Origin of the sequence: Actinomyces oris (assembly GCF_001929375.1) — a bacterium.
Classification (GTDB): Bacteria; Actinomycetota; Actinomycetes; order Actinomycetales; family Actinomycetaceae; genus Actinomyces; species Actinomyces oris_B.
The window spans coordinates 134004-157927 of the sequence record NZ_MSGO01000005.1; the positions used below are offsets into that span (position 1 = coordinate 134004).

Here is a 23924-nt window from a genome sequence, read left to right on the forward strand (position 1 = left end):
GCTCAGCATAGAGCCGCCCCGACCGCTGTGCGGCCGCGTGTCACACGGGTCACGGCTGAGCACGTACTGTATGCCTTGGGCGTCGAACCGTCCGCGCCCACCGGTCCACGGCGTCGTTCCTGATCGCCCGACCGCCCCTCAGGACTGCCCCCAGGAGGAACCATGAGCACCACAGCCCCTTTCGGTACCTGGCCCTCGCCCATCACCCCAGGCACCATCACGACCCGGACGGTCCTGCTCTCCCAGGTCCGTGTGGATGGCGCAGACACCTACTGGGTGGAGCAGCGCGCCTCACAGGCGGGCCGCAACGTGCTGCTTCGCCGCGACGGCGACGGCCAGATCGGTGAGGTGCTTCCGCTGACACCCGCCGACGAGCTGGTCGATGTGCGCACCCGGGTGCACGAGTACGGGGGGCGGGCCTACGCCGTCGACAGCGGGATCATCGTGGTCTCGCACGCCGGGGACGGGCGCCTCTACCGGTACGACGTGGCGCACCGCATGCGCGGCCTGGTCCCGCTCACGATCTACGGGGACGTGCGTCACGGCGACCTGGAGATCGACACGGGCCGGGGGCTGGTCTACGCCGTCCGTGAGGACCACCGAGGCGGCGGCGAGGCCGTGAACACCCTGGTCGCGATTCCCCTGGACGGCTCGGCCGCCCGCGATGACTCCCGCGTGCGCACGCTGGTGTCGGGCACCGACTTCGTGGTCGCCCCGACACTGTCCCCCGACGGCGAGCACCTGGCCTGGATCACCTGGGACCACCCGGGGATGCCGTGGGACAACGCCAGCCTGCACGTGGGGGACCTCGGCCCGGACGGAACGATCGGCGAGCAGACGCTGGTGGACGGCGGCAACGGGCACTCGGTCTCCGAGCCCCGATGGACCGAGGAGTGCGAGCTGGTGCACGGCTCCAACGCCTCGGGCTTCTGGAACCTCTACCGCACCGAGGGCTTCCCGGTGCGCGGTACCAACCGCACCGGCTGGTCCGAGAAGCTGCGCACCCGACCGCTGCACCCGGCCGAGGCCACCTTCACCAACCCGGCCTGGCAGCTGGGGCCGCACTCCTTCGACGTGCTCGACTCCGAGCACATCATCACCTCCTGGGCCCGTGACGCGGTCTCACACCTGGGGACCATCAAGCTCGCCAACGGGGAGCTCGAGGAGTGGAACGTGGGGTGGCAGCCGATCGGCAACGTCGCCTCCAACGCGGGTCGCGTCGTCATGCTGGCCTCCAACGAGATGTCGATGCCCAGCATCGTGGAGGTCAAGAACGGCGCTGTGCAGGTGCTGCGCGGCTCGGGTGAGTTCGTCCCCGAGGACACCGGAGTGTCCTTCCCCGAGCCGGTCTCCTGGCCCACCAGCGACGGCGCCACCGCCCACGGCTTCTACTACCCGCCGACCTCGGCCTCCCACACGGGCCCCGACGGCGAGCTGGCGCCACTGATCGTCAACGTCCACGGCGGCCCGACGGCCACGGCCGTCCCCGGCTACGACCTGCGCATCCAGTACTGGACCAGCCGGGGCTTCGGCTACCTGGACGTCAACTACCGCGGCTCCATGGGCTACGGGACGGGCTACCGCAAGGCCCTGGAGGGCAAGTGGGGCCTCTACGACGTCGACGACTGTGTCAACGGGGCCCAGCACCTGGTCGACGCCGGGCTCGTGGACCCACGCCGTATCGCGATCCGTGGAGGTTCGGCCGGGGGCTTCACGGTGCTGTCGGCCATCACCCGCTCCTCCGTGTTCACGGCGGCCAGCTCCTGCTTCGGGGTGACCGATCTCAAGCGGCTGGTGCGCACCACCCACAAGTTCGAGTCGCACTACATCGGCCAGCTCATGGGCACCCAGGACATCGACGACCCGGTTCTCGATGAGCGCAGCCCCATCAACCACATCGAGGACATCAGTGTCCCGCTGCTGCTCATTCAGGGCTCGGAGGATCCGATCGTCCCGGCCGAGCAGGCCACCGCCATGTATGAGGCCCTCAAGGAGGCCGGCGCACCGGTGGCCCTGGAGGTCTTCCAGGGCGAGGGCCACGGCTTCCGTCTGGCGGCGAACATCCGGCGGCGTTACGAGGCCGAGCTGAGCTTCTACCGGCAGGTGTGGAGGATCGGCGCGGCCTCCTCCCAGGCCGAGGCTCCGGGCGAGGAGGAGACCTTCACGGTCAAGGTGGAGAACCTGCACTGATGGATCGCGTCTGGAAGAGGCTGTCTCAGCCCCTGTCGCGGCGCGCAGGCAGCCTCTTCCGCCATCATCGCTTCGGCCTCTACATCCTGGCGGTGCTGGTAGGGGTCGCCTCGGGCCTGGGTGCGGTGCTGTTCCGGCTGGGGATCGACGCCTGGTCCCAGCTGCTGAGCGGAGCCGACGACTACACCGTGTCGATGGGGCCCTCGGTCGGGCTCCTGGCGCCTTTGGGGGCCTGGTTCGTCCTGGTCGCCCCGGTGCTCTCCGGTCTCCTCATGGGGCCGCTGATGTCCCGGCTGGGCCGTACGCCCACGGGCCACGGGGTGGCCGGCGTCATCTGGTCGACTCGCCACGGCGACGGAACGATGGCGCCCCTGCCGGCTCTGGCCACGACGACGTCGGCCGCGCTGACGATCGGCGGCGGGGGCTCGGTCGGTCCGGAGGGGCCGATCGCTGAGCTGGGCGCGTCGACGGCGAGCATCATCGGACGGGGGCTGCGGCTGCCCAGGCTCTCGATCCGCCACCTGGCAGCCGCGGGGACGGCCGCAGGCATCGCCGCCGCCTTCAACGCGCCCCTGGCGGGGGCCTTCTTCGCCCTGGAGGTCGTCCTCATGGGCTTCAGCGCCGACGCCTTCATCATTATCGTCCTGGCCTGCGTGTCCTCGACGGTCCTGTCGCACCACCTGCTGGGAACGACGCTGTCGCTGTCGCTTCCCTACCTGGACCTGTCCGGTGACGCCCAGCTGGGCTGGGTCGCGCTGCTGGGAGTCGTGGGCGGGGGCGTCGGTATCGGCTTCATGCGTCTTCGCTTCGTCGTGCTCGACGCCCTGACCCGCGCCTGGCAGCGGCTGGGCGTTCCGATCTGGGCGCGTCCGGGCATTGGCGGGCTCGCGGTCGGCGCCACTGTCCTGGTTCTGCCCGAGATGTACGGCGAGTCGTCAGCCGCCCTCAACCGGGCGCTGGCGGGACGCTACGCCCTGACGCTGCTGCTGGTGCTGTGCGTGGCCAAGATGCTGGCGACCTCCTTGACCCTGGGGATGGGTTTCGTCGGCGGGGTCTTCGCCCCGTCCCTGTTCATCGGTGGGACGCTCGGTGCGGCCTTCGGGACCCTCGTGGCCCCCAGCTACGCGCCGGCCGCCGGGGTCTTCGGGGTGATCGGCATGGGAGCGGTCTTCGCCGGTGCCGCTCGCGCCCCGATGACGGCGGTCCTGCTCATCATCGAGATGACCGGACAGCACGCGCTGCTGCTCCCCCTCATGCTGGCCACGGTACTGGCCACCTTCATCAGCCGGTTCCTGTCACGCGGCACGTTGTTCACCGAGGAGCTGCGTCGTCGCGGAGAGGAGGTCGAGGACCCGATGTCCACCACGCTCCTGGGACGTACCCGCGCCTCCCGGCTCATGGCGGACCCGCCCGCAGTGGTCGAGGCCTCGGCGCCGCTCAGCGAGGCCGCCTCCCTGATGAGCCGGCGTGGTGTCTCAGTTCTGCCCGTGGTCGCAAGCGCACAGGACGGCACCGGGGAGCTGCTCGGCTGCGTGACGGCCGCGCAGCTCGCCGGGGCGCTCCTGAGCGATGAGTCCGCCACCGCCTCCGCCCGGCCGGCGACGGTGGCGGATCTGTCGCTGGTCAGCGACCGTCTGGACTGCGAGGACGAGGCGACCGATGTGCTCCAGGCCCTGACCGCTACCCGCCTGGAGGGGCTTCCGGTGGTCGCCCGGCCCTCTGGCTCCGGTGCGGAGGAGCTGGTGGGCTGGGTGTCCCAGCGGGTCGTCGTCGAACGGCTCTACGAGGTCCAGGCGCGGGCCCGCGCGGCAGCCGCCACCTACACCTCCTGGGGCTCGCGCCTGCAAGACAAGTGGCACTCCCGCCCCGTTCCCCCACGCAGGATCAGAAGGATCAGCCGCATCAGTCGAGTCAGCTCGCGCAGCTCGCGCCGTTCCCGGCGTCGTTGAGAGTCCTCCGGGAGACTCGACGCACCAAGAAGCCGTTCAGTGCACGGCGCAGAGCCCCTCACCGGCCCCGACCGCTGCGGGGCGTCTTGTGGGTCCGGCCCTCCTGGACCGCTCGCGCCTTCTCGGTGATGCTCTCGGTGAGGGTGTCCGACAGCTCGGTGATGCGCTCGGCGTTGGCCACGATGCGCCGAGGGTCTGACATCCACATCCAGGCGGCGGCAACCACCGGGAGGACCGTGGGCAGGTACCACCGGGACCGGCCCCAGTGGGCCCACACCGAGTCGCTGAGCTCGGCGGGCGAGGGTGTGGGCAGGGTGAGGATGCCGATGAGCACCGCCATGGTGGCCAGTGCCCCCAGGCACATCCAGCCGATGTTGCGCATCCGGCGCCCGTTGTGGGCCACGCAGACGGCCAGCAGGATGTACAGGCCGCCCCCCAGCAGGTTGAGGGACCAGACCGCGGGCTCCTCATCAGGGCTTCTCAGCAGCGTCGTCAAGGAGGGGACGAGAACGATCGCCCCGAAGACGGCGAAGACGCCGACCAGGATCCGCCCCCACCCGTATGCGGGACGGCGGGTGTCCTGAACCGGACGTACCAATGAGCGCTCGTCCATGAGGAACGACCTTTCCATGTGATGACCTTCGGCACGCGCGGCACCGGTTCAACCTCCAACCAACGCCAGAACGTTACTATTCACAGCGTGAGCACCATTAAGTTGACCAGATCCCTGAACGCACGCGCCTCGGCGGAGGATGACCGCAAGGATACCGACCTCAGCAGTCAGGCCGAGGTCGACACGGTTGAGGACGCCGAGAGCGCCGAGGCTCCCGTAGCCGAGGACGAGGCCGGCTCGACGGGCACCGATGCCACTGAGCAGGACCTGAAGCAGGACTCCGACAGCGACGAGGAGACCTCCCAGTCCCAGGAGGATGATACCGACGGTGCCACCGGCACGGACAGTGGAGCCGATGAGGCGTCCGACGTCGAGCCTGATGCTGCCTCCGGCGCCGAGGCCGGGGCCGATGTGCTCGTCCTGGCCGCAGCGCCGGGCCGGGACGGGAAGGAGGCGCCCGAGATCCTCCTGGAGGGCCTCGAGCCGCCCTCGAGCACCACCCTGGAGGGCCTGGACATCGATGCCCTTGCGACCCTGCTGCCGACTCTGGGCTTCTCTGGCGCCCAGGACTCGGTGGTGCGCCTGCCCTCCTCCTCGGTGACCGCCCAGGGCTACCGGGGGCCGGCGACGATTCTTGTGGTCGGTGTCGGCACAGGCTGGGCCGACACCGACCCGCTCGCCGTCACCACCGACGACGAGGCCGCGCTGGGCTACGACCAGACCGGCCTCCTGCGTCGGGCCGCCGGACGTGCCACCCGGGCTCTGGCCGGGACCGACTCCGCCGTCCTGGCGCTGCCCACGCTCTGTGAGGAGCAGGTCGCCGCCGTCGCGCACGGAGCCGCCCTGGGCGCCTACTGCTGGAGCGCGACGAAGAACGAGGACCGCCCCGGACAGGAGACGGCCTCGAAGACGACCTCCCCGCTCAAGAGCATCTCCATCGTCTCCCCCCTGGCCGACACCCCCGAGGGGCAGGAGGCGCTGACGGGAGCCCTGGCGCTGGCCCAGGCCACGGCCCTGACCCGGGATCTGGTCAACGAGCCGCCGAACCGACTGACTCCGGAGGTCTTCGCCGAGAGGGCCCGCGCAGCCGGGCAGGAGGCCGGTATCCGCGCTGAGATCTGGGACGCCCCGGCACTGGTCGAGCAGGGCTTCGGAGGGATCCTCGGCGTGGCCCAGGGCTCGGTGCACCCAGCGCGCCTGGTCCGTCTGGAGTGGTCGCCGGAGCGCGCCGCCGAGGCCGCCGGCGGGCCGGCGGGCTCACAGGCCGAGGGCGACGGCGCAGCCGGCCACCCCAAGCACGTCGCTCTCATCGGCAAGGGCATCACCTTCGACTCCGGCGGCCTGTCCCTCAAGCCGGCCTCCTCCATGCCGGAGATGAAGTCCGACATGGCAGGGGCCGCCACCGTCCTGGGCGCCATCGTCACGGCCGCGCGCCTGGCGCTGCCGATCCGCGTCACCGCGTGGCTGGCGCTGGCTGAGAACATGCCCGGCGCCGACGCCCAGCGCCCCAGCGACGTCATCACGATGTTCGACGGCACCACTGTGGAGGTGACCAACACCGACGCCGAGGGGCGCCTGGTCATGGCCGACGCCCTGGCTCGGGCCGTCACGGAGGAGCCCGATGCCGTCCTGGACGTGGCCACCCTCACCGGGGCGCAGATCGTGGCCCTGGGCGACCACGTGGCCGCAGTCATGGGGACACCGGACCTTCGCGAGGAGGTCGTCGCCGCGGCGCAGCGGGCCGGAGAGTCCTTCTGGCCGATGCCGCTGCCCGCACACCTGCGCGCCACCCTGGACTCGCCCTTCGCCGACCTGCGCAACACCAAGGTCGGATCGCGCGCCGGCGGGATGCTCTCGGCCGGGCTGTTCCTGCGCGAGTTCGTCGGGCGCCGGCCGTGGGCGCACCTCGACATCGCAGGCCCCGCCTACAACGACTCCTCGCCCTGGGGACTGACCCCGACCGGCGGGACGGGCATGGGGGTCTCCACCCTGGTGGAGCTGCTCCGTTCGCTGTCCGCCGAGGTCAGCATCCTTTCCTGAGCCTTCACCCGTCGGAAACGAGCGGACACACCCGTGCCGGGGCCTCGCGTGAGCGGCCCCGGCACGGCTCGTTGTCAGCGCCTCCCATACGCAGTGATGCGTCTCACCCTGTTTTCAGGACTCTGGTCCCTCAACAGCAACCCTCGTGGCTCCTACACGTCCTCTTCAGATGGAACAATGGCCCCGTGCCGAGCCGCCCGCCGTGGGCGACATGACCAACCAACAAGGAGTGAGTTCGTGACAGAGACCGTCTACGACATGGTCATTCTGGGCGCGGGATCAGGGGGATACGCCGCCGCCCTGCGTGGCGCCCAGCTGGGCCTCAAGGTTGCCCTCATCGAGGCGGACAAGCTGGGGGGCACCTGCCTCCACCGCGGATGCGTGCCCACCAAGGCCCTGCTGCACGCCGCCGAGACCGCCGATGCCGTGCGCGAGGCCGCCACGGTGGGCATCAAGGCCGCCTTCGAGGGCGTGGACATGCCTGGCGTTCAGAAGTACAAGAACAGCATCGTCTCGCGGATGCACAAGGGTCTGGAGGGTCTGGTGTCCTCGCGGGGCATCGATCTGATCCGGGGGTGGGGACGCCTGGTGGCAGCCGACGCCGTCGAGGTTGACGGCCGTCGCATCACCGGCCGCAACGTGGTCCTCGCCTCCGGCTCCTACTCCAAGACCATCGGACAGGAGATCTCCGGAGGCGTCATCACCTCCGAGGAGGCCCTGGAGATGGACCATGTCCCCGCTTCGGCAGTGATCCTGGGCGGCGGCGTCATCGGGGTGGAGTTCGCCTCGGCCTGGGCCTCCATGGGCAGCCAGGTCACCATCATCGAGGGGCTGCCCCACCTGGTGCCCAACGAGGACGAGGCGATCTCCAAGCAGCTCGAGCGCGCCTTCCGCAAGCGCAAGATCACCTTCCGCACCAACACGATGTTCGAGTCGGTCGAGCGCCACGACGGCGGGGTGACCGTGCGCACCCAGGACGGTAAGACCCATGAGGCCGAGGTCCTCCTCATCGCCGTGGGTCGCGGACCGGCGACCGCCAGCCTCGGCTACGAGGAGGTCGGGGTCTCCATGGACCGCGGCTTCGTCCTGGCCGACGAGTACGGCCGCACCAACGTCCCCGGCGTGTGGGCCGTGGGTGACATCGTTCCCGGCGTCCAGCTCGCCCATCGCGGCTTCGCCCAGGGAATCGTCGTGGCGGAGAGGATCGCGGGCCTGGACCCGGCCCCGGTCGACGACGTCCTGGTCCCCAAGGTCACCTTCTGCGAGCCCGAGATCGCCTCGGTGGGACTGTCGGAGGCCAAGGCCGCCGAGATCCACGGCAAGGAGAACATCACCTCCGCCGAGTTCAACGTGGCCGGCAACGCCAAGAGCCAGATCCTGGGGACCCAGGGCTTCGTCAAGCTCGTCTCCCTCAAGGACGGCCCCATCGTGGGCTTCCACGCCATCGGCGCCCGCATGGGCGAGCAGGTCGGAGAGGGCCAGCTCATGGTGTCCTGGGAGGCCGACGCCGACGACGTCGCCTCCCTGGTCCACGCCCACCCCACCCAGAACGAGACCCTCGGCGAGGCCGCCATGGCCCTCGCCGGCAAGCCGCTGCACAACCACGGCTGATTCAGCTAGACGAGAGTAAGGAAGACAGCAATGTCAGAGTCCGTGAAGATGCCCGCCCTGGGTGAGTCCGTCACTGAGGGGACGGTCTCCTCCTGGCTCAAGGCCGTGGGAGACACCGTCGAGGCCGACGAGCCCCTGCTGGAGGTCGCCACCGACAAGGTCGACACCGAGGTCCCCTCCCCCGCATCCGGCGTCCTGCTGGAGATCCTCGTCCCCGAGGACGAGACCGTCGAGGTCGGCACCGTCCTGGCCATCATCGGCGACCCCTCTCAGGCGGGCTCCGCCCCGACCCCGGCCGCCCCCGCACCGCAGGCCGTCCCCGAGCCCCCGGCTCCCGCCCCGGCCCCGGCCGTTGAGGCTCCGGCACCCGCCGCCCCGGCGCCGGTGAGCTCTGGAGCCTCGGGCTCCTACGTCACGCCGATCGTGCGCAAGCTCGCCAAGGACAAAGGTGTGGACCTGTCCACCGTCACCGGTACGGGCGTGGGCGGACGTATCCGTAAGCAGGACGTGGAGGCCGCCGCCAAGGCCGCCGAGGAGGCCCGCACTGCTGCGGCCGCCCCAGCTCCGGCTGCTGAGGCGCCGGCGACCGCCGCGGCCAAGTCGGCCTCGGCCAAGCCCGAGGTGGACACCACCCTGCGCGGCCGCACGGAGAAGATGAGCCGACTGCGTCAGGTCATCGCCGATCGCATGATCGACTCCCTGCAGACCTCCGCCCAGCTGACCACCGTTGTCGAGGTGGACGTGACTCGCGTGGCCGCGCTGCGGGCCCGCGCGAAGAACGACTTCCTGGCCAAGAACGGTACCAAGCTGACCTTCCTGCCCTTCTTCGTCCAGGCGGCCACGGAGGCCCTCAAGGCCCACCCGAAGATCAACGCCTCCATCGAGGGCAAGAACGTCACCTACCACGACGTCGAGCACGTCGGCATCGCGGTGGACACTCCGCGCGGCCTGCTCGTGCCGGTGGTCAAGAACGCCGGGGACCTCAACATCCCCGGGCTGGCCAAGCGCATCAACGACCTGGCCGCCCGTACCCGGGACAACAAGGTCAACCCCGACGAGCTCAGCGGCTCGACCTTCACGATCACCAACACCGGCAGCGGCGGTGCCCTGTTCGACACCCCGATCATCAACCAGCCGGAGGTCGCGATCCTGGGCCTGGGCGCCATTCAGCGCCAGCCCCGCGTCATCAAGGACGCCGACGGCGGCGAGGTCATCGCCATCCGCTCGGTGTGCTACCTGGCCCTGTCCTACGACCACCGACTGGTGGACGGCGCGGACGCGGCCCGCTACCTCATGACGGTCAAGAAGCGCCTCGAGGAGGGCGACTTCGGCGGCGAGCTGGGTCTGTGAGCCTGCGCTCGGCCCGCTAGGCCGTCAACGGGGCCCCGCACCATCACGGTGCGGGGCCCCGTTCGTCTTACCCGCCTCTCGGCTCCCGTGCTCGGTCACGGGGCAACTACCCCAGTACGTTCCTTGGTCCTCGGCTCACGAGTCCTCCGCCGCAGCCCGTGCGATACCGGCGAGCGTGTTGTCCAGCCCCAGACGAGTTCCTCGCCAGAAGAACGGGTACAGCAGCGCTCCCAGCCGCCCCCATGTGCGATGCGCCAGGACCAGGCGGACACGAGTGCCACCTGGCGCCTCGATCAGGTGCAGATCCTTCACGAAGGCCACCTCACCGTCGCGACGCCCTGAGACGACGGTGCACGACCAGGTAACCCTCGTGTCCACGGACGTCTCCAGCCGCCATCTCAGGAAGGCGGTTCGACGGCTTCCCTCCACCCTCTGCACGGCGCCGTCGGCAAGAACCTCGGTCAGCTGCTGTCGGGGCAGGGCCCACCACGTGAGCCGGTCCGGGTCCTTAAGCAGAGCGACCAGCTGAGCCACCGGCGCTGAGATGAAGCGTTCCTGGCTCAGTTCCCGGTCCAGGCCATACCCACGGTAGTCGTCAGTCATTCGGTATCGTCCCCGGGTCGATTCCTTGTCGGCCACTATCTCACTGAGCTCAGTGCGCAGGTGGTCGACATCGACACCGCAGTGGGCAAGAAGCCTGACAACCGGGGACTGGAGCGAGGCGGCGGATGAAGAGATGAGGGCTTGCAGAGCCTGAGCGCTGGTGTTGAACGAAGCCCCCTTGTTGTCGATGAACTCGGCGGCAGCGTCCGAAAGAGGAATCTCCCCTCCTGCCTTCGCGGTCAGCTCTTCGGCTGAGATCGGCACAGGCCTGAGGGCGTCAGAAAGGATGATGCCGACACGCGCGAGATCCGTATCAGCCATTTCCTCGATGGCAGCGCGTGCTCGCGTGAGTGTCACGCCCTGAGCCGCCAAGACGGCCGCAGCCGTCCCGCCTTGGGCAAGGAGGCCAAGGAGCATGTGCTCCGGCTCGATCTCCCGTTGATGCAGGCGCGCGGCTTCCGCGTGCATGGCGCTGAGCCAAGTCAGGTAGTGGGCAACGGTGGGCATCGTCATCTCCTCCTGGTCGGGGCCAGACCGGGCTGAACTCGCTTGGCGTACTTCTTGTGGACCGCCTGACGAGAGACTCCAAGACAGGAGGCGATCTCGCTCCATCCCATCTCCGAGCGCAGAGCCGCCTCGACCTGCGCAAGCTCAAGAGTGTCCGTCAGTCGCCGCAGAGCCGCCACGGCTCGTAGCCCGTCCTCGGGGCGAGTGGTGTCAGCAGCCTCAGTGGCTGCGGTAAGCGCATCCATACAAGCAACATAGGTTGACAGAATTACTTTGTCAACCTTTGTTGCTATTCACCTTCGACAACGACATTCAGTCAGGAGACCGAACACCTTTCCGCTTCCGTCACACACCTGCCGCCATGCCGATTCCCGCCCCCTCAGCCCCTGCCAACCTCGGGCACCCCAGCAAGGCCGACGACGCCGCGAGCGAAGTCGATGCGATCCTCAGTGGAGCTGAACTCGCCCACCAAGGGGCCGTCGAGCAGCAGGGAGGCCAGGCCGTGCACGCTGGACCAGATCAGGACCTCCGCCTCGAGCTGAGCGCCATCGCCCATGACGGCCTTCGCCAGACGGGCCAGCTCATGGCGCGCACGCTCTCCAGCCTCCACCACCTCCGGGAAGCGCTCGGGATCGCAGACGTCGGGTCGGAACATCACTCGAAAGACCCCGGGGTGGCGTAGCGCGAACTCGACATAGGCGTTTCCCGAGGCCATCAGGACCTCACGCAGATCCACACCCCCAAGCCCCTCGTGCGCCACAGCGAGCCTGTCCGCGAGCTCATCGAAGCCCTCACGCACCAAGGCCGCCAGGATGGCCTCACGATTGGCGAAGTAGTGGTAGGGCGCCTGGTGCGTGCAGCCGGCGCGACGCGCGACCTCCCGCATGCTCAGGGCACTGGGGCCGGCCTCATCGAGGAGCTGCCTGCTGGTTCGCAGCAGCTCGGAGCGCAGGTCCCGGCCGTCGCGGCGCCCTGAGGCGCCTGTCGTTTCAGAGGTCATGGAAGGAGTCTAGAACCGAGTTGCTAGACAGTGTCCAATTGACTGCTATGCTGACTTGACACTGTCTAGTCATTGGAGGGGTAAGGGATGTCCTACGACGTCATCGTGATCGGTTCGGGTATTGGAGGACTGACGACTGCCGGCCTGCTGGCACGCGCAGCCGGCAAGCGAGTTCTGGTCCTGGAGCGGCATACGGAACCGGGCGGACTGACTCACACCTTCCGACGTGACGGCGCATCCTGGGACGTGGGGGTGCACTACATCGGTCAGCTCGGTCCCGGAAGCCGGGGCCGCGCCTACTTCGACTACCTCTCCGGCGGCGAGCTGGAGTGGAACCGCATGCCCGACTCCTACGACAGATTCGTCTACCCGGGCGTGGACCTACGCGTCAGCAGCGATCCGCTTCGGTACGAGCGTGATCTGATTGCCGCATTCCCCCAGGAGGCCAGAGCCATTCACCGTTACTTCCAGGATGTTCGCCGGGTGACACGGTGGGTGACGCTGGGCTTCGTCCAGGGGATGGTCCCCCGACCTGCGGCCTCGCTGCTCAGGGCCGCCCAGCGCCTGGGAGGCCGAAGAGCCACTCAGACGACGAAGGCGTATCTGGATGCCCACTTCCGCTCCCCCAGGCTCAAGGCCGTCCTGGCCAGTCAGTGGGGGGACTACGGCCTGCCGCCGTCCCGATCGGCCTTTGCCGTGCACGCGCTGATCGTCTCCCACTACCTCGAGGGCGCCTGGTTCCCCCGCGGTGGCAGTGCTCGGATCGCCCGCACCTTCGAGAAGGGCATCGAGCAGGCCGGGGGCGCTGTCCGCGTCGCTCAGGAGGTCACCGAGATCCTCACCGGGAACGGGAAGGCGGTCGGGGTCCGAGTCATGGACCACCGCGGCGCTCGGGTACGCGAACGCGTCTACCGCGCCCCGGTCATCGTGTCCGCCATCGGCGCCTCCAACACCTTCAACCGTCTGTTGCCCACATTCGGCGAGATCGGGCGACGCACCTGGCCCGCACGCCGCTCGCTGGAGCACCTGGGTACGGGCACGTCCGCGGTCACCGTATTCCTGCGCTTGCGTGATGACCCGCGCAGCATCGGCATCGATGGTGGAAACATCTGGGTGAACCGGGACCTCGATCACGAGGGCGCACAACGGTACAGCGATTCGCTGCTCGAGGGGCGCCCTCACGACGTCTTCGTCTCCTTCCCCTCCCTGAAGTCCGGCGAGTCCCCGCATACCGCCGAGCTCATCTCCTTCTGTGACGCGCGAGCCTTCCGGCAGTGGGCCGAGCAGCCCCGAGAAAACCGCGGCCCCGAGTACTTCGCTCTCAAGGAGCGCATCGCCCAAGGCATGCTGGAGCTGGCTGAGAGCGCGGCTCCGGGGCTGACCGAGCTCGTGGACTACGTGGAGACCTCCACTCCTTTGACCTACGAGCACTACACCGCTCATCCCGCCGGGGCCTTCTACGGACCTCCGGCCACTCCGCTGAGGTTCCGGTCCCGCCCTCTGGGGCCGCGCACAGCCGTCCCCGGCCTGTTCCTCTCCGGCCAGGATGCCGGGAGCACCGGCATCATGGGAGCCATGATGGGCGGAGTCGCAGCCGCGTGCCAGGTCCTTGGGCCCCGCGGGTATCCCACCATCGCCTCCGCCCTGCCAGAGAGGCCCGAGGCTCCTGAGTCTCGAGCAGTGCACCCACTGCCCGAGGGCAAGCACCTCGCCACCCTGGTCTCCAAACGGCGGCTGACTCCCAGCGTGTGGGAGGCGGAGCTGCAGCTGGACGGTGGGATCGGCTCGTGGGCGCCAGGGCAGTTCGCCCGTCTGCACGTGGGCGATGACGCATGGCGTGACTACTCGATCGCGGGGCTGGAGGCCGATCGTCTTCGTCTGCTCATCTCCACCCGGACAGGCGGCCGAGGATCCCAGTTCATTGAGAACGCGGACACGGGCGCGCAGACAGTGGTGGAGCTGCCCCTGGGCGGTTTCGGGCTCGCCGACTCGGGCAGGAGCCGCCTGTTCATCGCTACCGGCACGGGGATCGCACCCATGCTGGCCATGTTCGCTCAGGCTCCCGGCCTGGAGCACGACACCCTGCTCTTCGGGTGCCGTCACCAGGAGGAGGACCTGACCACCAGGATCAGCTCTCCGTTGCCGGGGACCGTCGTGCGCTGCCTGAGCCGCCAGGAGGCTCCGGACACGTTCCACGGACGAGTCACCCAGGCCCTCACCGCGCTCGCTCACGACCTCCAGCTCGATCCCGAGTGCACGGACGTCTACCTGTGCGGTTCGGCGGCGATGGTGGCAGACACACGAGACGTGCTCGAGCACGAGGGCTACACCTCGGTCCTGACCGAGCCCTACTGAGCCCCACGAGGTCCGTATCCGCCCCGACCATTGACCGTGCCTGGCGGGTGGTGCACCTCCAGGTCACTCCACGGCTCGAATATCGGCCACACGCCACGGCTCCGGGACGACAATGAGCACGACCCGGCGGGGCTGGAGGGCCGGAACAGTCCGAGTCCCCGCAGGTCCCGAACGCGTTGAGGCGCTTTGAGACAGCGTCACCTGCAGCGCTCTCGCGCCGGGCCACTGAGTCGCTGCGTCGTCAGGCAGCGCCACCTCAGTGACCTGGCTGACGGAGGTGTGCAGCTCCCTAACGCCTTCACCGGAGTCGAGCAGCTCGGTGAGAACCTGAGTGTCGGCCTGCGCCGCGGGCGACCCCGGTACCGTCGTGGCCGCCAGAGCGGTGGCATCGCCGGCCATGAGGGCCCGGTCTCGAGCCGCGGACAGTCCGACGACGACACTGGCCATGTCGGCACCCCCGCTCCTGCCAGGACCCGGCGCCGACGTCGTTGCGGCGGGGCTCCCGGTGGCGGCGGGAGACGGGCTGCCCGCAGGAAGGGCGCCGGCGCGGGCGGACGCCGACGGCCTCGCTGGGCCTGACGGGCTCGCGGCTGCACCGAGCGCCCACGCGGGCCTGTGCGCCACCAGGGCTTTGGCCGGACCCCAAGCAGCCAGGCAGATGGCCACCAGCGCCACCGCCACGAGCACCCAGGTGCGGGTGCGTCTGCGCCCCGCCCCTGCCCTTCTCCCCCAGCGTATGGCCGCGGGCACCGGTCCGGTGCGGGCGGCGCCGCCGCGTTCCTCTCGGAGCTCGCTCTTCGCCCTCGGCCGGGCCCCGGCCCTCACTCTGGGCCTGAGCCTGGAGCCGACCGTGCGAGTCGGGGTGCGAGCCGCTGCCCGCAGGGAGCCGGCAGCCAGGCGGGCGCCGTCGGGCAGCTCGATGGGTGAGGCCTGCCCCAGCTGAGGCGCTCGGGCCGCAAGGTCCCGGGCGGTGGGACGGTCGGCGGGCTCCTCGGCCAGCGCGTCAGTCATGATTCCCGCCAGGCGCCGGCAGGCGGCGCCGCCCTGTCCCGCGCACTCGGTCAGCAGGCGGGCCAGGGCGTAGACGTCACCGGCTGCGGACGCCGGAGCACCGGCGAGGCGTTCCGGCGCCGCATACTCCTGCGTCCCCGTCTCCATGACGGAGCCCAGCAGGTCGACGAGGACCGGATGCCCATCAGTGGTCACCAGGACGTTGCCTGCCGATACGTCCCCGTGGGTCGCTCCGTGCTCGTGCAGGTAGGCCAGTGCCGAGCCCAGGACGTCCAGGAGCATGGCCAACCAGGAGACGTTCAGCCGTCCGCGCGCCCCCAGGACCACGTCGAGCCCAGCCCCTTCGACGAGGTCCATGATGACGCCCGCCCGGTGCTCGGGCAGCGAGACCACCTCCCGCACGGTCACCAGACCGGGATGGCGCAGGACGCGCAGATCGGCCAAGCGCCGCAGGACTAAGGCTCCGGCACGCCCGCGGGGCAGGTCGACGACCCGGATGACCACATGACGCCCCTGCGCGTCGAGCCCGCGGCGAGGAGCACCGGGGGCGGTGGAGCGCCCCATGACCTCACCAATGGTGTAACCCTGCTGCGACAGGGTGCTGAGAGCCGAGTCGGGAATGCTCGGCTCCGCGTCGGAGGGCGGCAGCGAGGCTGCGCGGGGGGAGCCGGTGCGGCGAGGCCGGGGCCGATGTCGAGGCACGGGACGGCGCCGGGGCCGGGCACGGTTGGAGGCACCCTCTCCAGGGCGGTCGGCGGGGCGGGGGCACGTCGTCGGGCTCATGCACTCCATGGTCATCACGGCGCTCGCCGATGACCAGCCCTTTCGACCGGCCTGTGGATAACTCGGGCTCCGTTGCCGGTTGTGGTCACGTAGACTGCGCCCGTGCTGCGTGAGGACATGGAGCTCGGTTCCCGGCTCATCCCCTTCCGTGAGGGCTGGCAGCGGCAGAGGGTTATCCATAGCGAGGTCGTGGAGGGACGGCGGCCATCCACGCTCCTGCTCGTGGAGCACGAGCCGGTCTACACCGTCGGCAGACGGACCCACTCCTGGGAGCGGCCCAGCGCCGACGTCGTCGAGCCGGGTCACGTACCCGTGGTCGACGTGGACCGCGGCGGCAAGACCACCTGGCACGGGCCGGGCCAGCTGACCGTCTACCCGATCCTGCGCCTGACCCAGCCGATTGACGTCATCCGCTACGTGCGGGCGCTGGAAGCCGCGGTCATCGAGCTGTGCGGCCTCTACGGCCTGGAGACGGTCCGCGTCGAGGGGCGCTCCGGGGTCTGGCTGCCGGCCGACCCTGAGACTGCGGGGCCGGCCGGCCGGCCCCCGCGCCCCGAGCGCAAGATCTGCGCCCTGGGGGTGAGGGTCGCCCGCGGCGTGACCATGCATGGGATCGGCCTGAACGTCGACCCCGACCTGGAGGCCTTCTCCTTGGATCGCATCATTCCCTGCGGGATCGACGACGCCGGAGTGACCTCACTGGCAGCGGAGACCGGCCGGCGCCTGGCGACCGGCGCTCCCGCGGAGGCTCTGGTCTGCGCCCTGGAGAGTCACCTGACCCCCTTGGTGGCGGATGCCACGTGACAACAGCCCCCACTCCTAGGCCGGAGGTCCTATAAGTACTAGACTCCCGATGGAACCGTCGTCGGCGAGGAGAGATAGACGTGAGCACCACCGTGGCCCCTGAGGGACGCAAGCTCCTGCGGGTCGAGGCGCGCAACGCCCAGACACCCATTGAGTCCAAGCCCGACTGGCTGCGCACCCGCGCCATCGTCTCCGACACCTACCAGGAGGTCCGCGGTCTGGTGAGGGAGAAGAGCCTGCACACGGTGTGCGCCGAGGCGAACTGCCCCAACATCTACGAGTGCTGGAACGACCGCGAGGCCACCTTCCTGGTGGGCGGCGAGATGTGCACCCGGCGCTGCGACTTCTGCGACATCGCCACCGGGCGTCCCACCGAGTACGACGTCGACGAGCCCAGGCGCGTAGCGGTCTCGATCAAGGAGATGGATCTGCGCTACGCCACCGTTACCGGGGTGGCCCGCGACGACCGCCCCGACGGCGGCGCCTGGCTCTACGCCGAGACCGCCCGCCAGGTGCACGAGCTCTCGCCGGGCACCGGGGTCGAGCTGCTCATCCCCGACTTCCGAGGCAACCCTGAGGCCCTGGAGGACGTCTTCTCCTCGCGCCCCGAGGTTCTCGGCCACAACCTGGAGACGGTCCCGCGCATCTTCAAACGGATCCGGCCGGCCTTCTCCTACCAGGGCAGTCTCGACGTCATCACGGCCGCAGCGGAGGCGGGGCTGGTCACCAAGTCCAACCTCATCCTGGGCATGGGCGAGACCCGCGACGAGATCGAGGCGGCCATGGCCGCCCTGGTGGAGGCGCGCTGCGACATCCTCACCATCACCCAGTACCTGCGCCCCTCCAAGCTGCACCACCCCGTCGACCGCTGGGTCAAGCCACAGGAGTTCGTCGACCTGAGCCGCCTGGCCGAGGAGATCGGATTCGCCGCCGTCATGAGCGGGCCCATGGTGCGTTCCTCCTACCGCGCAGGAATGCTGTGGGGACGGGCCATGGTCAAACGCGGTCGCCCCATCCCCGAGCACCTCTCGCAGCTCGCCGAGCCGGCCACCGCCCGCCAGGAGGCGTCGGCCCTGCTGGGGACCCACCCCCACCTCGCCGCCGCCTGCTGAGGCCCCAGCACGAGTCCCACGCAGCCGGCCGATTCCCGGAGGGCACTGGCCTGCCGGGCCTGCCACGCTGACGGCGAGACCATGTGTGCCGGCGCACCGCCGTCGTCTATGGTGTGCCCGTGAGCAGTGCCCAGTCCCCCCAGCCGAAGAAGAAGCGCCGGCTGGCTCAGTACCTTCAGAACATCAAGGACTCCTACACGGTCTCGCGGCGAAGCTATCCGTGGATCGGGTGGGCGATGCTGGCGGTACTCGCCGCGGGCCTCGCCGTGGGAGCCGCTATTGCCCTCGGCTACGGCCTGCACCTGTGGTACTGGCTGGTTCTGGGCCTCATGCTCGCACTCGTGATCAACATGGGACTCCTGACGTTCCTGGTGCGCCGAGCCTCCTACAGCCAGCTCGAAGGTCGACCGGGGGCCGCCAAGGTCGTCCTCGATCAGATCGGTCGGGGCTGGTACGTCGAGTCCGAGCCTGTGGCCTTCAACAAGGACCAGGACCTCGTGTGGAGGCTGGTGGGACGCCCCGGAGTCGTTCTCATCTCCGAGGGGCCGAGCACCCGCACCCGCCGCATGCTGGCCGATGAGGAGCGCAAGGTCCACCGGCTGCTGTCCACCGTCCCCATCCACACCCTTCAGGTGGGCACCGACGCCGGGCAGGTGCGTCTGACCGACCTGTCCAAGACGCTGCGTCAGCTCCCGACCAAGCCCACGTCGTTGACTGACAGCGAGATCACGCAGGTCTCCAAGCGTCTGACGTCGATGGCGGGCAAGAACCTGCCGATTCCCAAGCACATTGACCCCAATCGGGTTCGGCCCGACCGCCGTGCCATGCGCGGTCGCTGAATCACCTCCCCAGGTCACCTCCACCTCCCATCACTCAGCGCCCAGCGGGCTCAAGGAGCTCGACATGAAGGGGCGAAACACTCAGGCAACACTGACGCCACTCCTTTGTCACGGTAGCGTCAATATAGTGGCCGTTGTCAGCCGCAGTGCATACGTGTGGAGTATGTGCGCCGTTCCCACCTGGAGGAGATATGTTCAAGGACGCATCCGAGGCACTGACGTTCATCGAGAAGGAGAATGTCGCGCTGGTCGATGTGCGATTCTGCGACCTACCCGGCGTCATGCAGCACTTCACCATTCCTGTGGCTGCCTTCAAGGAAGAGGCACTCACTGACGGCCTCATGTTCGACGGCTCATCAATCCGGGGCTTCACCGCGATCCACGAGTCGGACATGAAGCTGGTCCCCGATGTGACCACCGCCTTCCTGGACCCGTTCCGCGAGGAGAGGACCCTGGTCGTCAACTTCTCGATCGTCGACCCCTTCACGGACGAGGTCTACTCCCGCGACCCCCGCTCCATCGCCGCCAAGGCCGAGGACTACCTGCGCTCCACCGGAATCGCCGACACCTGCTATATCGGAGCCGAGGCCGAGTTCTACCTCTTCGACTCGGTGCGCTACGAGTCCTCACCGGCCGAGTCCTTCTACGCCATCGACTCCTGCGAGGCGGCCTGGAACACCGGCCGTGAGGAGGAGGGAGGCAACAAGGGGTACAAGACGGCTTTCAAAGGCGGATACTTCCCCGTCTCGCCCAACGATCAGATGGCCGATATCCGGGACCGCATGGTCCGCACCTGCCTCGCCTCCGGCCTGGAGATCGAACGGGCCCATCACGAGGTCGGCACTGCCGGACAGCAGGAGATCAACTACCGCTTCAGCTCTCTGCTCGCCGCGGGCGACGACATGATGAAGTTCAAGTACATCATCAAGAATGAGGCCTGGCGCAACGGCAGGACGGCCACATTCATGCCCAAGCCGATCTTCGGCGACAACGGCTCGGGCATGCACACCCACCACTCGCTGTGGAAGGACGGCAAGCCGCTGTTCTTCGACGAGCGGGGCTACGGCCAGCTCTCGGACCTCGCCCGCTGGTACATCGGCGGAATCCTGGCTCACGCCCCGGCGCTGCTGGCCTTCACCAACCCGTCAGTGAACTCCTTCCACCGCCTGGTCCCCGGCTTCGAGGCACCAGTCAACCTGGTCTACTCGGCCCGTAACCGCTCGGCCTGCATCCGCATCCCGGTCACCGGCTCCTCTCCCAAGGCCAAGCGGGTGGAGTACCGGGTGCCGGACCCCTCCTCCAACCCCTACCTGTGCTTCGCCGCCGTCCTCATGGCAGGCCTCGACGGCATCCGCAACCGCATCGAGCCCCGTGAGCCCATCGACAAGGACCTCTACGAGCTCGCCCCCGAGGAGTACTTCGACATCGACAAGCTCCCCGACAGCCTGGACCTGGCCCTGGAGGCGCTTGAGGATGACCACGACTTCCTCACCGAGGGGGACGTCTTCACCCCGGATCTCATCGAGACCTGGATCGAGTACAAGCGCGCCAATGAGATCGAGCCTCTGCGGCTGCGCCCCCACCCCTACGAGTTCCAGCTCTACTACGACCTGTAGGCTGCTGACCCAGCCCAGACGCCGGCCCTGAGCCTCCCACGCACGAGGCTCAGGGCCGCCGTCGTGCTGTACGCCACCCTCCCTACTTGCATATCTATACTGCATTGCGGATATTGTTTCTCTGTTTTGATCCACTCCGAAGAGGAGATCCCACGATGAGGATCCGCCAACACGCCGCCCTCGGGCTGGCGGCCACAGCCTGCCTGGTCCTCAGCGCATGCACCAACGCCGCTGACTGGAACGCGAACCGGAGCTCGCAGATCCACTCCTTCGACACCTCGTCGATCCAGGCGCAGCCCGACATCATCGCCAAGCTCCCTCAAGGCGCCCTTGAGGACGGTGTCCTCGACGTGGCCGCCTCCACGGACTACGCACCGGCCGAGTTCCTCGATCCCTCGGGCAAGGCGGTGGGCTACGACGTCGACCTGACCAACGCGATCGCCGCCGTCCTGGGTGTCAAGGGCAAGGTGCACACCGCCGAGTTCGACTCCATCATCGCCTCGATCGGCTCGAAGTACGACGCCGGCATCTCCTCCTTCACCGTCACCCCCGAACGGACCGCGGAGGTCAACATGACCGCCTACATCAACGTGGGCTCGCGGTTCAACGTCCAGGCCGGCAACCCCAAGGGCGTTGAGACCTCCGACCACCTCAAGCTGTGCGGGCGGAGCATCGGCGTCCAGGTGGGAACCGCCCAGGAGACCACCATGCGCGACGCCGCCGAGAAGTGTGCCAAGGCGGGCAAGCCGGTGCTGTCCGTGCGTTCCTACTCCAAGCAGTCCGAGGCCACCACCGGCCTGGTGGGCGGGACCATCGACGCCACCTACTCCGACTCCACCGTGGCCGGATACGCCGTCGAGCTGACCGATGGCCAGATCGTCACCCTCGGGGAGATAGAGGACGCCGCCCCCCAGGGGGTGGTGACCGCCAAGGCCGATCCGCAGTTCACCGCCGCGATCCAGGCCGCCGTCCAGTACCTCATGGACCAGGGCATCTGGCAGAAGATCCTGGACAGCTGGGGCGTGAAGGACGCCGCCCTGACCACCGCAGAACTCAATCCCGCAGTGAAGGAGTGAGCCGTGAGCGCCTCCCCCGCCTCTGAGGACGACAAGGTCGTCCTCAACAACCCCAAGCCCGTCCCCCGCCCGGGGACGTGGATCAGTGCCGCGATCGTCACGGTCCTGGGGGCCATGCTCATCCACGGCCTGGTCACCAATGAGAAGTTCCACTGGTCCACGGTCTGGTTCTTCCTGCGTGAGGTCCACGTGGTCAAGGCCGTCGGATGGACGCTGCTGCTGACCTTCATGGCGATGGCCATCGGTATCGTGCTGGCGGTCACCACGGCGATCCTGCGTCAGTCCTCCAACCCGGTCCTGCGCTGGGTGGCGCTGGCCTACCTGTGGTTCTTCCGCGGCACCCCGATCTACACCCAGCTGGTCTTCTGGGGAGCACTGTCCGCGCTCTACCAGAAGCTGAGCCTGGGAATCCCCTTCGGCCCCGAGCTGCTGACCTTCAAGACGACGACGGTCTTCACCCCCTTCGTCGCGGCGGTCCTGGGGCTGGGCATCAACGAGGGCGCCTACCTCTCCGAGATCGTCCGCTCGGGCCTGAACTCGGTGGACAAGGGCCAGAGCGAGGCCGCCGGTGCCCTGGGCATGAGCAAGAGCCAGATCCTGCGCAGGATCGTCCTGCCGCAGGCGATGAGGGTCATCGTCCCGCCCACCGGCAACGAGACGATCTCCATGCTCAAGACGACCTCCTTGGTGCTGGCGGTCCCCTTCACCCTGGATCTGACCTTCGTCACCAACTCCTACGCATCGCTGACCTACCAGATCATTCCGCTGCTCCTGGTCGCGGCCATCTGGTACATCGTCATCACCTCGATCCTCATGGTGGGACAGCACTACATCGAGCGCTACTACGGCAAGGGCTTCGACCCGGACAAGTCCTCCAGCTCCTCGGGCCGGGGCCTGTCCGCCCGTCAGCAGGCCATCCTCGATGCCCACACCACCAAGGACAATCCCTTCCTGGAGGTCACCCCATGAGCACAACCGCCCACGCAGCAGCCGGGACGCCCAAGGTCGAGATCAGCGACCTGCACAAGTTCTTCGGTGAGCTGCACGTGCTGCGGGGCATCGACCTGATCGTCCCGCCCGGCTCGGTGACGGTCCTCATCGGTCCGTCGGGCTCGGGGAAGTCGACGCTGCTGCGCTGCATCAATGAGCTGGAGTCCATTGACGCCGGCCGGATCAAGGTCGACGGCGAGCTCATCGGGATGCGAGAGGTCGAGCGCGGGGGGCGCATCGAGCTGCACGCCCTGTCGGACAAGGCCCGTGCCGCTCAGCGCGCCAAGATCGGCATGGTCTTCCAGCGTTTCAACCTCTTTCCCCACATGACGGCTCTGCAGAACGTCATGGAGGCACCGGTCCTGGTCAAGAAGACTCCGAAGGCCAAGGCCCGCGAACGCGGCATCGAGCTGCTGGAGCGGGTGGGGCTGGGTGATCGCCTCGACCACTACCCCTCCCAGCTCTCCGGTGGTCAGCAGCAGCGGGTGGCGATCGCCCGGGCCCTGGCGATGGACCCTGAGCTCATGCTCTTCGATGAGCCGACCTCGGCCCTGGACCCCGAGCTGGTCGGTGAGGTCCTGCAGGTGATGAAGGACCTCGCCGCCTCCGGGATGACGATGGTCGTGGTCACCCACGAGATGGGCTTCGCCCGGGAGGTCGGCGACCAGCTGATCTTCATGGACGGCGGTGTCATCTGCGAGTCCGGTGACCCCGTCAAGGTCCTGGACGACCCCCAGGCCGAACGCACCCGGGCCTTCCTCTCCTCGGTCCTGTAGGGCGGACCGGTCAGGAGGCGGCCTGGTCCCAGGCCCCGTCATCCCAGGAGGTCAGGCTCCACCCGCCGCCGGGATCGCCGTCGACGACGGTGATCCCGGTGTTGTGCATGGGGTGGTCGGCGATCCACAGCGGGTCCACGCCGCCTCCGGCCGCGGCCCTCAGGGAGGTCCACAGGCGCAGCGCGGTGCCGTGGGAGACGAGCAGGGCTGCTGAGCCTCCCGCCTGGGCGGCCTGCTCGCAGATGCGGCCGACGGTCTCGTCGAAGCGCTGAAGCGTGTCGTGCCCGTCCTCCGGGGATCCGGGGATGCGGCAGGCGGGGCGCCCCGCCATCCAGGCCCGGGTGGTGTCCACGTAGCAGGCCACCGAGCGCGCGTCGGTGTTCATCTCCAGGTCGGCGGCCAGGACCTCACGCAGTCCCGGGTCAACAGTGGCGCTCAGGCCGGTGGCGGCCTCGATGGGGGCGATGGTCTGCCTGGCGCGCAGGATCGGGGAGACCCACAGCGACCCCAGTCCCTGGAGCAGGCCGGCCTTGTCCAGACGGTCGGGCAGTCCGTCGGCCTGCCCCAGTCCCACCTCGTCCAGGGGATGCCCGGGGAAGGCGGTATCAAGTGCCTGCATGACATTGGCCTCGGTGCGACCGTGGCGTACAAGAATGAGCCTCACGGCGGCAAGTCTGCCAGGTTCGCAGTGCAACGGCC

19 protein-coding genes are annotated in these 23924 nt (G+C 68.8%); 13 read left to right on the plus strand and 6 right to left on the minus strand.

The genetic code is table 11. The annotated features are described in order from the left end of the window. Nucleotides 1-162 precede the first annotated feature (162 nt). Together BKH32_RS01145 and BKH32_RS01150 are read left to right on the plus strand one after the other, a co-directional pair. A complete protein-coding gene (locus BKH32_RS01145) occupies nt 163-2190 on the plus strand; it encodes an alpha/beta hydrolase family protein (RefSeq protein ID WP_075248240.1) in 2028 nt (675 codons plus the stop codon). Further along, complete coding sequence (locus tag BKH32_RS01150) at nt 2190-4139, plus strand: chloride channel protein (RefSeq protein ID WP_075248241.1); 1950 nt, start codon at nt 2190-2192, stop codon at nt 4137-4139. Before BKH32_RS01145 ends, BKH32_RS01150 begins: the two co-directional genes overlap by 1 nt. Before the next feature lie 58 nt (nt 4140-4197). On the opposite strand, the gene BKH32_RS01155 is transcribed toward BKH32_RS01150, so the two are convergent. Next, nucleotides 4198-4752 (minus strand): hypothetical protein, encoded by a 555-nt coding sequence (locus tag BKH32_RS01155; RefSeq protein ID WP_075248242.1) that lies wholly within the window; start codon nt 4750-4752, stop codon nt 4198-4200. A gap of 21 nt (nt 4753-4773) precedes the next feature. Between BKH32_RS01155 and BKH32_RS01160 the strand changes: the two genes are divergently transcribed. From BKH32_RS01160 to sucB, 3 genes are all read left to right on the plus strand, one after another. After that, nucleotides 4774-6792 carry a leucyl aminopeptidase gene (locus BKH32_RS01160; protein ID WP_081376645.1) on the plus strand — a complete coding sequence of 673 codons (2019 nt, stop codon included), beginning with the start codon at nt 4774-4776 and terminating at the stop codon, nt 6790-6792. Nucleotides 6793-7029: 237 nt separating this feature from the next. Further along, nucleotides 7030-8403 (plus strand): dihydrolipoyl dehydrogenase, encoded by a 1374-nt coding sequence (lpdA, locus tag BKH32_RS01165; protein ID WP_075248243.1) that lies wholly within the window; start codon nt 7030-7032, stop codon nt 8401-8403. 30 nt (nt 8404-8433) lie between these two features. Beyond that, nucleotides 8434-9753, plus strand: coding sequence for a 2-oxoglutarate dehydrogenase, E2 component, dihydrolipoamide succinyltransferase (sucB, locus tag BKH32_RS01170; RefSeq protein ID WP_075248244.1), 1320 nt, complete (start codon nt 8434-8436; stop codon nt 9751-9753). A gap of 135 nt (nt 9754-9888) precedes the next feature. Here sucB and BKH32_RS01175 read toward each other — a convergent pair whose 3' ends face one another. The 3 genes from BKH32_RS01175 to BKH32_RS01185 form a co-directional block, all read right to left on the minus strand. Further along, nucleotides 9889-10863: a Clp protease N-terminal domain-containing protein gene (locus BKH32_RS01175; RefSeq protein ID WP_075248245.1), complete on the minus strand. Its 975-nt coding sequence runs from the start codon at nt 10861-10863 to the stop codon at nt 9889-9891. A gap of 2 nt (nt 10864-10865) precedes the next feature. Then, nucleotides 10866-11108, minus strand: coding sequence for a hypothetical protein (locus BKH32_RS01180; protein WP_075248246.1), 243 nt, complete (start codon nt 11106-11108; stop codon nt 10866-10868). Between the two features lie 134 nt (nt 11109-11242). Then, the gene (locus BKH32_RS01185) at nt 11243-11863 is read right to left on the minus strand and encodes a TetR/AcrR family transcriptional regulator (RefSeq protein ID WP_075248247.1); all 621 of its coding nucleotides are present in this window, start codon (nt 11861-11863) and stop codon (nt 11243-11245) included. Nucleotides 11864-11950: 87 nt separating this feature from the next. Between BKH32_RS01185 and BKH32_RS01190 the strand changes: the two genes are divergently transcribed. Next, a complete protein-coding gene (locus BKH32_RS01190) occupies nt 11951-14218 on the plus strand; it encodes an FAD-dependent oxidoreductase (RefSeq protein WP_075248248.1) in 2268 nt (755 codons plus the stop codon). 63 nt (nt 14219-14281) lie between these two features. On the opposite strand, the gene BKH32_RS01195 is transcribed toward BKH32_RS01190, so the two are convergent. After that, nucleotides 14282-16012 carry a serine/threonine-protein kinase gene (locus BKH32_RS01195; protein ID WP_256690296.1) on the minus strand — a complete coding sequence of 577 codons (1731 nt, stop codon included), beginning with the start codon at nt 16010-16012 and terminating at the stop codon, nt 14282-14284. Nucleotides 16013-16114: 102 nt separating this feature from the next. On the opposite strand from BKH32_RS01195, the gene lipB reads away from it, so the two are divergent. The 7 genes from lipB (at nt 16115) to BKH32_RS01230 (ending at nt 23225) form a co-directional block, all read left to right on the plus strand. After that, the gene (lipB, locus tag BKH32_RS01200) at nt 16115-16816 is read left to right on the plus strand and encodes a lipoyl(octanoyl) transferase LipB (RefSeq protein ID WP_075248250.1); all 702 of its coding nucleotides are present in this window, start codon (nt 16115-16117) and stop codon (nt 16814-16816) included. Nucleotides 16817-16896: 80 nt separating this feature from the next. After that, nucleotides 16897-17928, plus strand: a complete 1032-nt coding sequence (locus BKH32_RS01205) for a lipoyl synthase (protein WP_075248251.1) — start codon at nt 16897-16899, stop codon at nt 17926-17928. Between the two features lie 83 nt (nt 17929-18011). Further along, nucleotides 18012-18767, plus strand: coding sequence for a DUF4191 domain-containing protein (locus tag BKH32_RS01210; RefSeq protein ID WP_081376646.1), 756 nt, complete (start codon nt 18012-18014; stop codon nt 18765-18767). A 191-nt stretch (nt 18768-18958) separates the two neighbouring features. Beyond that, nucleotides 18959-20383 carry a type I glutamate--ammonia ligase gene (gene glnA, locus BKH32_RS01215; protein WP_075248253.1) on the plus strand — a complete coding sequence of 475 codons (1425 nt, stop codon included), beginning with the start codon at nt 18959-18961 and terminating at the stop codon, nt 20381-20383. A gap of 155 nt (nt 20384-20538) precedes the next feature. Further along, the gene (locus BKH32_RS01220) at nt 20539-21459 is read left to right on the plus strand and encodes an ABC transporter substrate-binding protein (RefSeq protein WP_075248254.1); all 921 of its coding nucleotides are present in this window, start codon (nt 20539-20541) and stop codon (nt 21457-21459) included. A 3-nt stretch (nt 21460-21462) separates the two neighbouring features. Beyond that, on the plus strand, nt 21463-22428 hold the full coding sequence (locus tag BKH32_RS01225; RefSeq protein WP_075248255.1) for an amino acid ABC transporter permease: 966 nt from the start codon (nt 21463-21465) through the stop codon (nt 22426-22428). Then, the gene (locus tag BKH32_RS01230) at nt 22425-23225 is read left to right on the plus strand and encodes an amino acid ABC transporter ATP-binding protein (RefSeq protein WP_075248256.1); all 801 of its coding nucleotides are present in this window, start codon (nt 22425-22427) and stop codon (nt 23223-23225) included. The genes BKH32_RS01225 and BKH32_RS01230 overlap by 4 nt, the downstream gene beginning before the upstream one ends. Before the next feature lie 10 nt (nt 23226-23235). Here BKH32_RS01230 and BKH32_RS01235 read toward each other — a convergent pair whose 3' ends face one another. Next, entirely contained in the window at nt 23236-23889 is a 654-nt protein-coding gene (locus BKH32_RS01235; RefSeq protein WP_075248257.1) for a histidine phosphatase family protein, read from the minus strand. Nucleotides 23890-23924: the final 35 nt, after the last annotated feature.

What these genes read in the sequence shown, in the direction of transcription:
- BKH32_RS01145 (WP_075248240.1), top strand. Translation starts at nt 163, where the DNA reads ATGAGCACCACAGCCCCTTTCGGTACCTGGCCCTCGCCCATCACCCCA.
- BKH32_RS01150 (WP_075248241.1), top strand. Translation starts at nt 2,190, where the DNA reads ATGGATCGCGTCTGGAAGAGGCTGTCTCAGCCCCTGTCGCGGCGCGCA.
- BKH32_RS01155 (WP_075248242.1), bottom strand. Translation starts at nt 4,752, where the DNA reads ATGGACGAGCGCTCATTGGTACGTCCGGTTCAGGACACCCGCCGTCCC.
- BKH32_RS01160 (WP_081376645.1), top strand. Translation starts at nt 4,774, where the DNA reads ATGACCTTCGGCACGCGCGGCACCGGTTCAACCTCCAACCAACGCCAG.
- sucB (WP_075248244.1), top strand. Translation starts at nt 8,434, where the DNA reads ATGTCAGAGTCCGTGAAGATGCCCGCCCTGGGTGAGTCCGTCACTGAG.
- BKH32_RS01175 (WP_075248245.1), bottom strand. Translation starts at nt 10,863, where the DNA reads ATGCCCACCGTTGCCCACTACCTGACTTGGCTCAGCGCCATGCACGCG.
- BKH32_RS01180 (WP_075248246.1), bottom strand. Translation starts at nt 11,108, where the DNA reads ATGGATGCGCTTACCGCAGCCACTGAGGCTGCTGACACCACTCGCCCC.
- BKH32_RS01185 (WP_075248247.1), bottom strand. Translation starts at nt 11,863, where the DNA reads ATGACCTCTGAAACGACAGGCGCCTCAGGGCGCCGCGACGGCCGGGAC.
- BKH32_RS01190 (WP_075248248.1), top strand. Translation starts at nt 11,951, where the DNA reads ATGTCCTACGACGTCATCGTGATCGGTTCGGGTATTGGAGGACTGACG.
- BKH32_RS01195 (WP_256690296.1), bottom strand. Translation starts at nt 16,012, where the DNA reads ATGAGCCCGACGACGTGCCCCCGCCCCGCCGACCGCCCTGGAGAGGGT.
- glnA (WP_075248253.1), top strand. Translation starts at nt 18,959, where the DNA reads ATGTTCAAGGACGCATCCGAGGCACTGACGTTCATCGAGAAGGAGAAT.
- BKH32_RS01220 (WP_075248254.1), top strand. Translation starts at nt 20,539, where the DNA reads ATGAGGATCCGCCAACACGCCGCCCTCGGGCTGGCGGCCACAGCCTGC.
- BKH32_RS01230 (WP_075248256.1), top strand. Translation starts at nt 22,425, where the DNA reads ATGAGCACAACCGCCCACGCAGCAGCCGGGACGCCCAAGGTCGAGATC.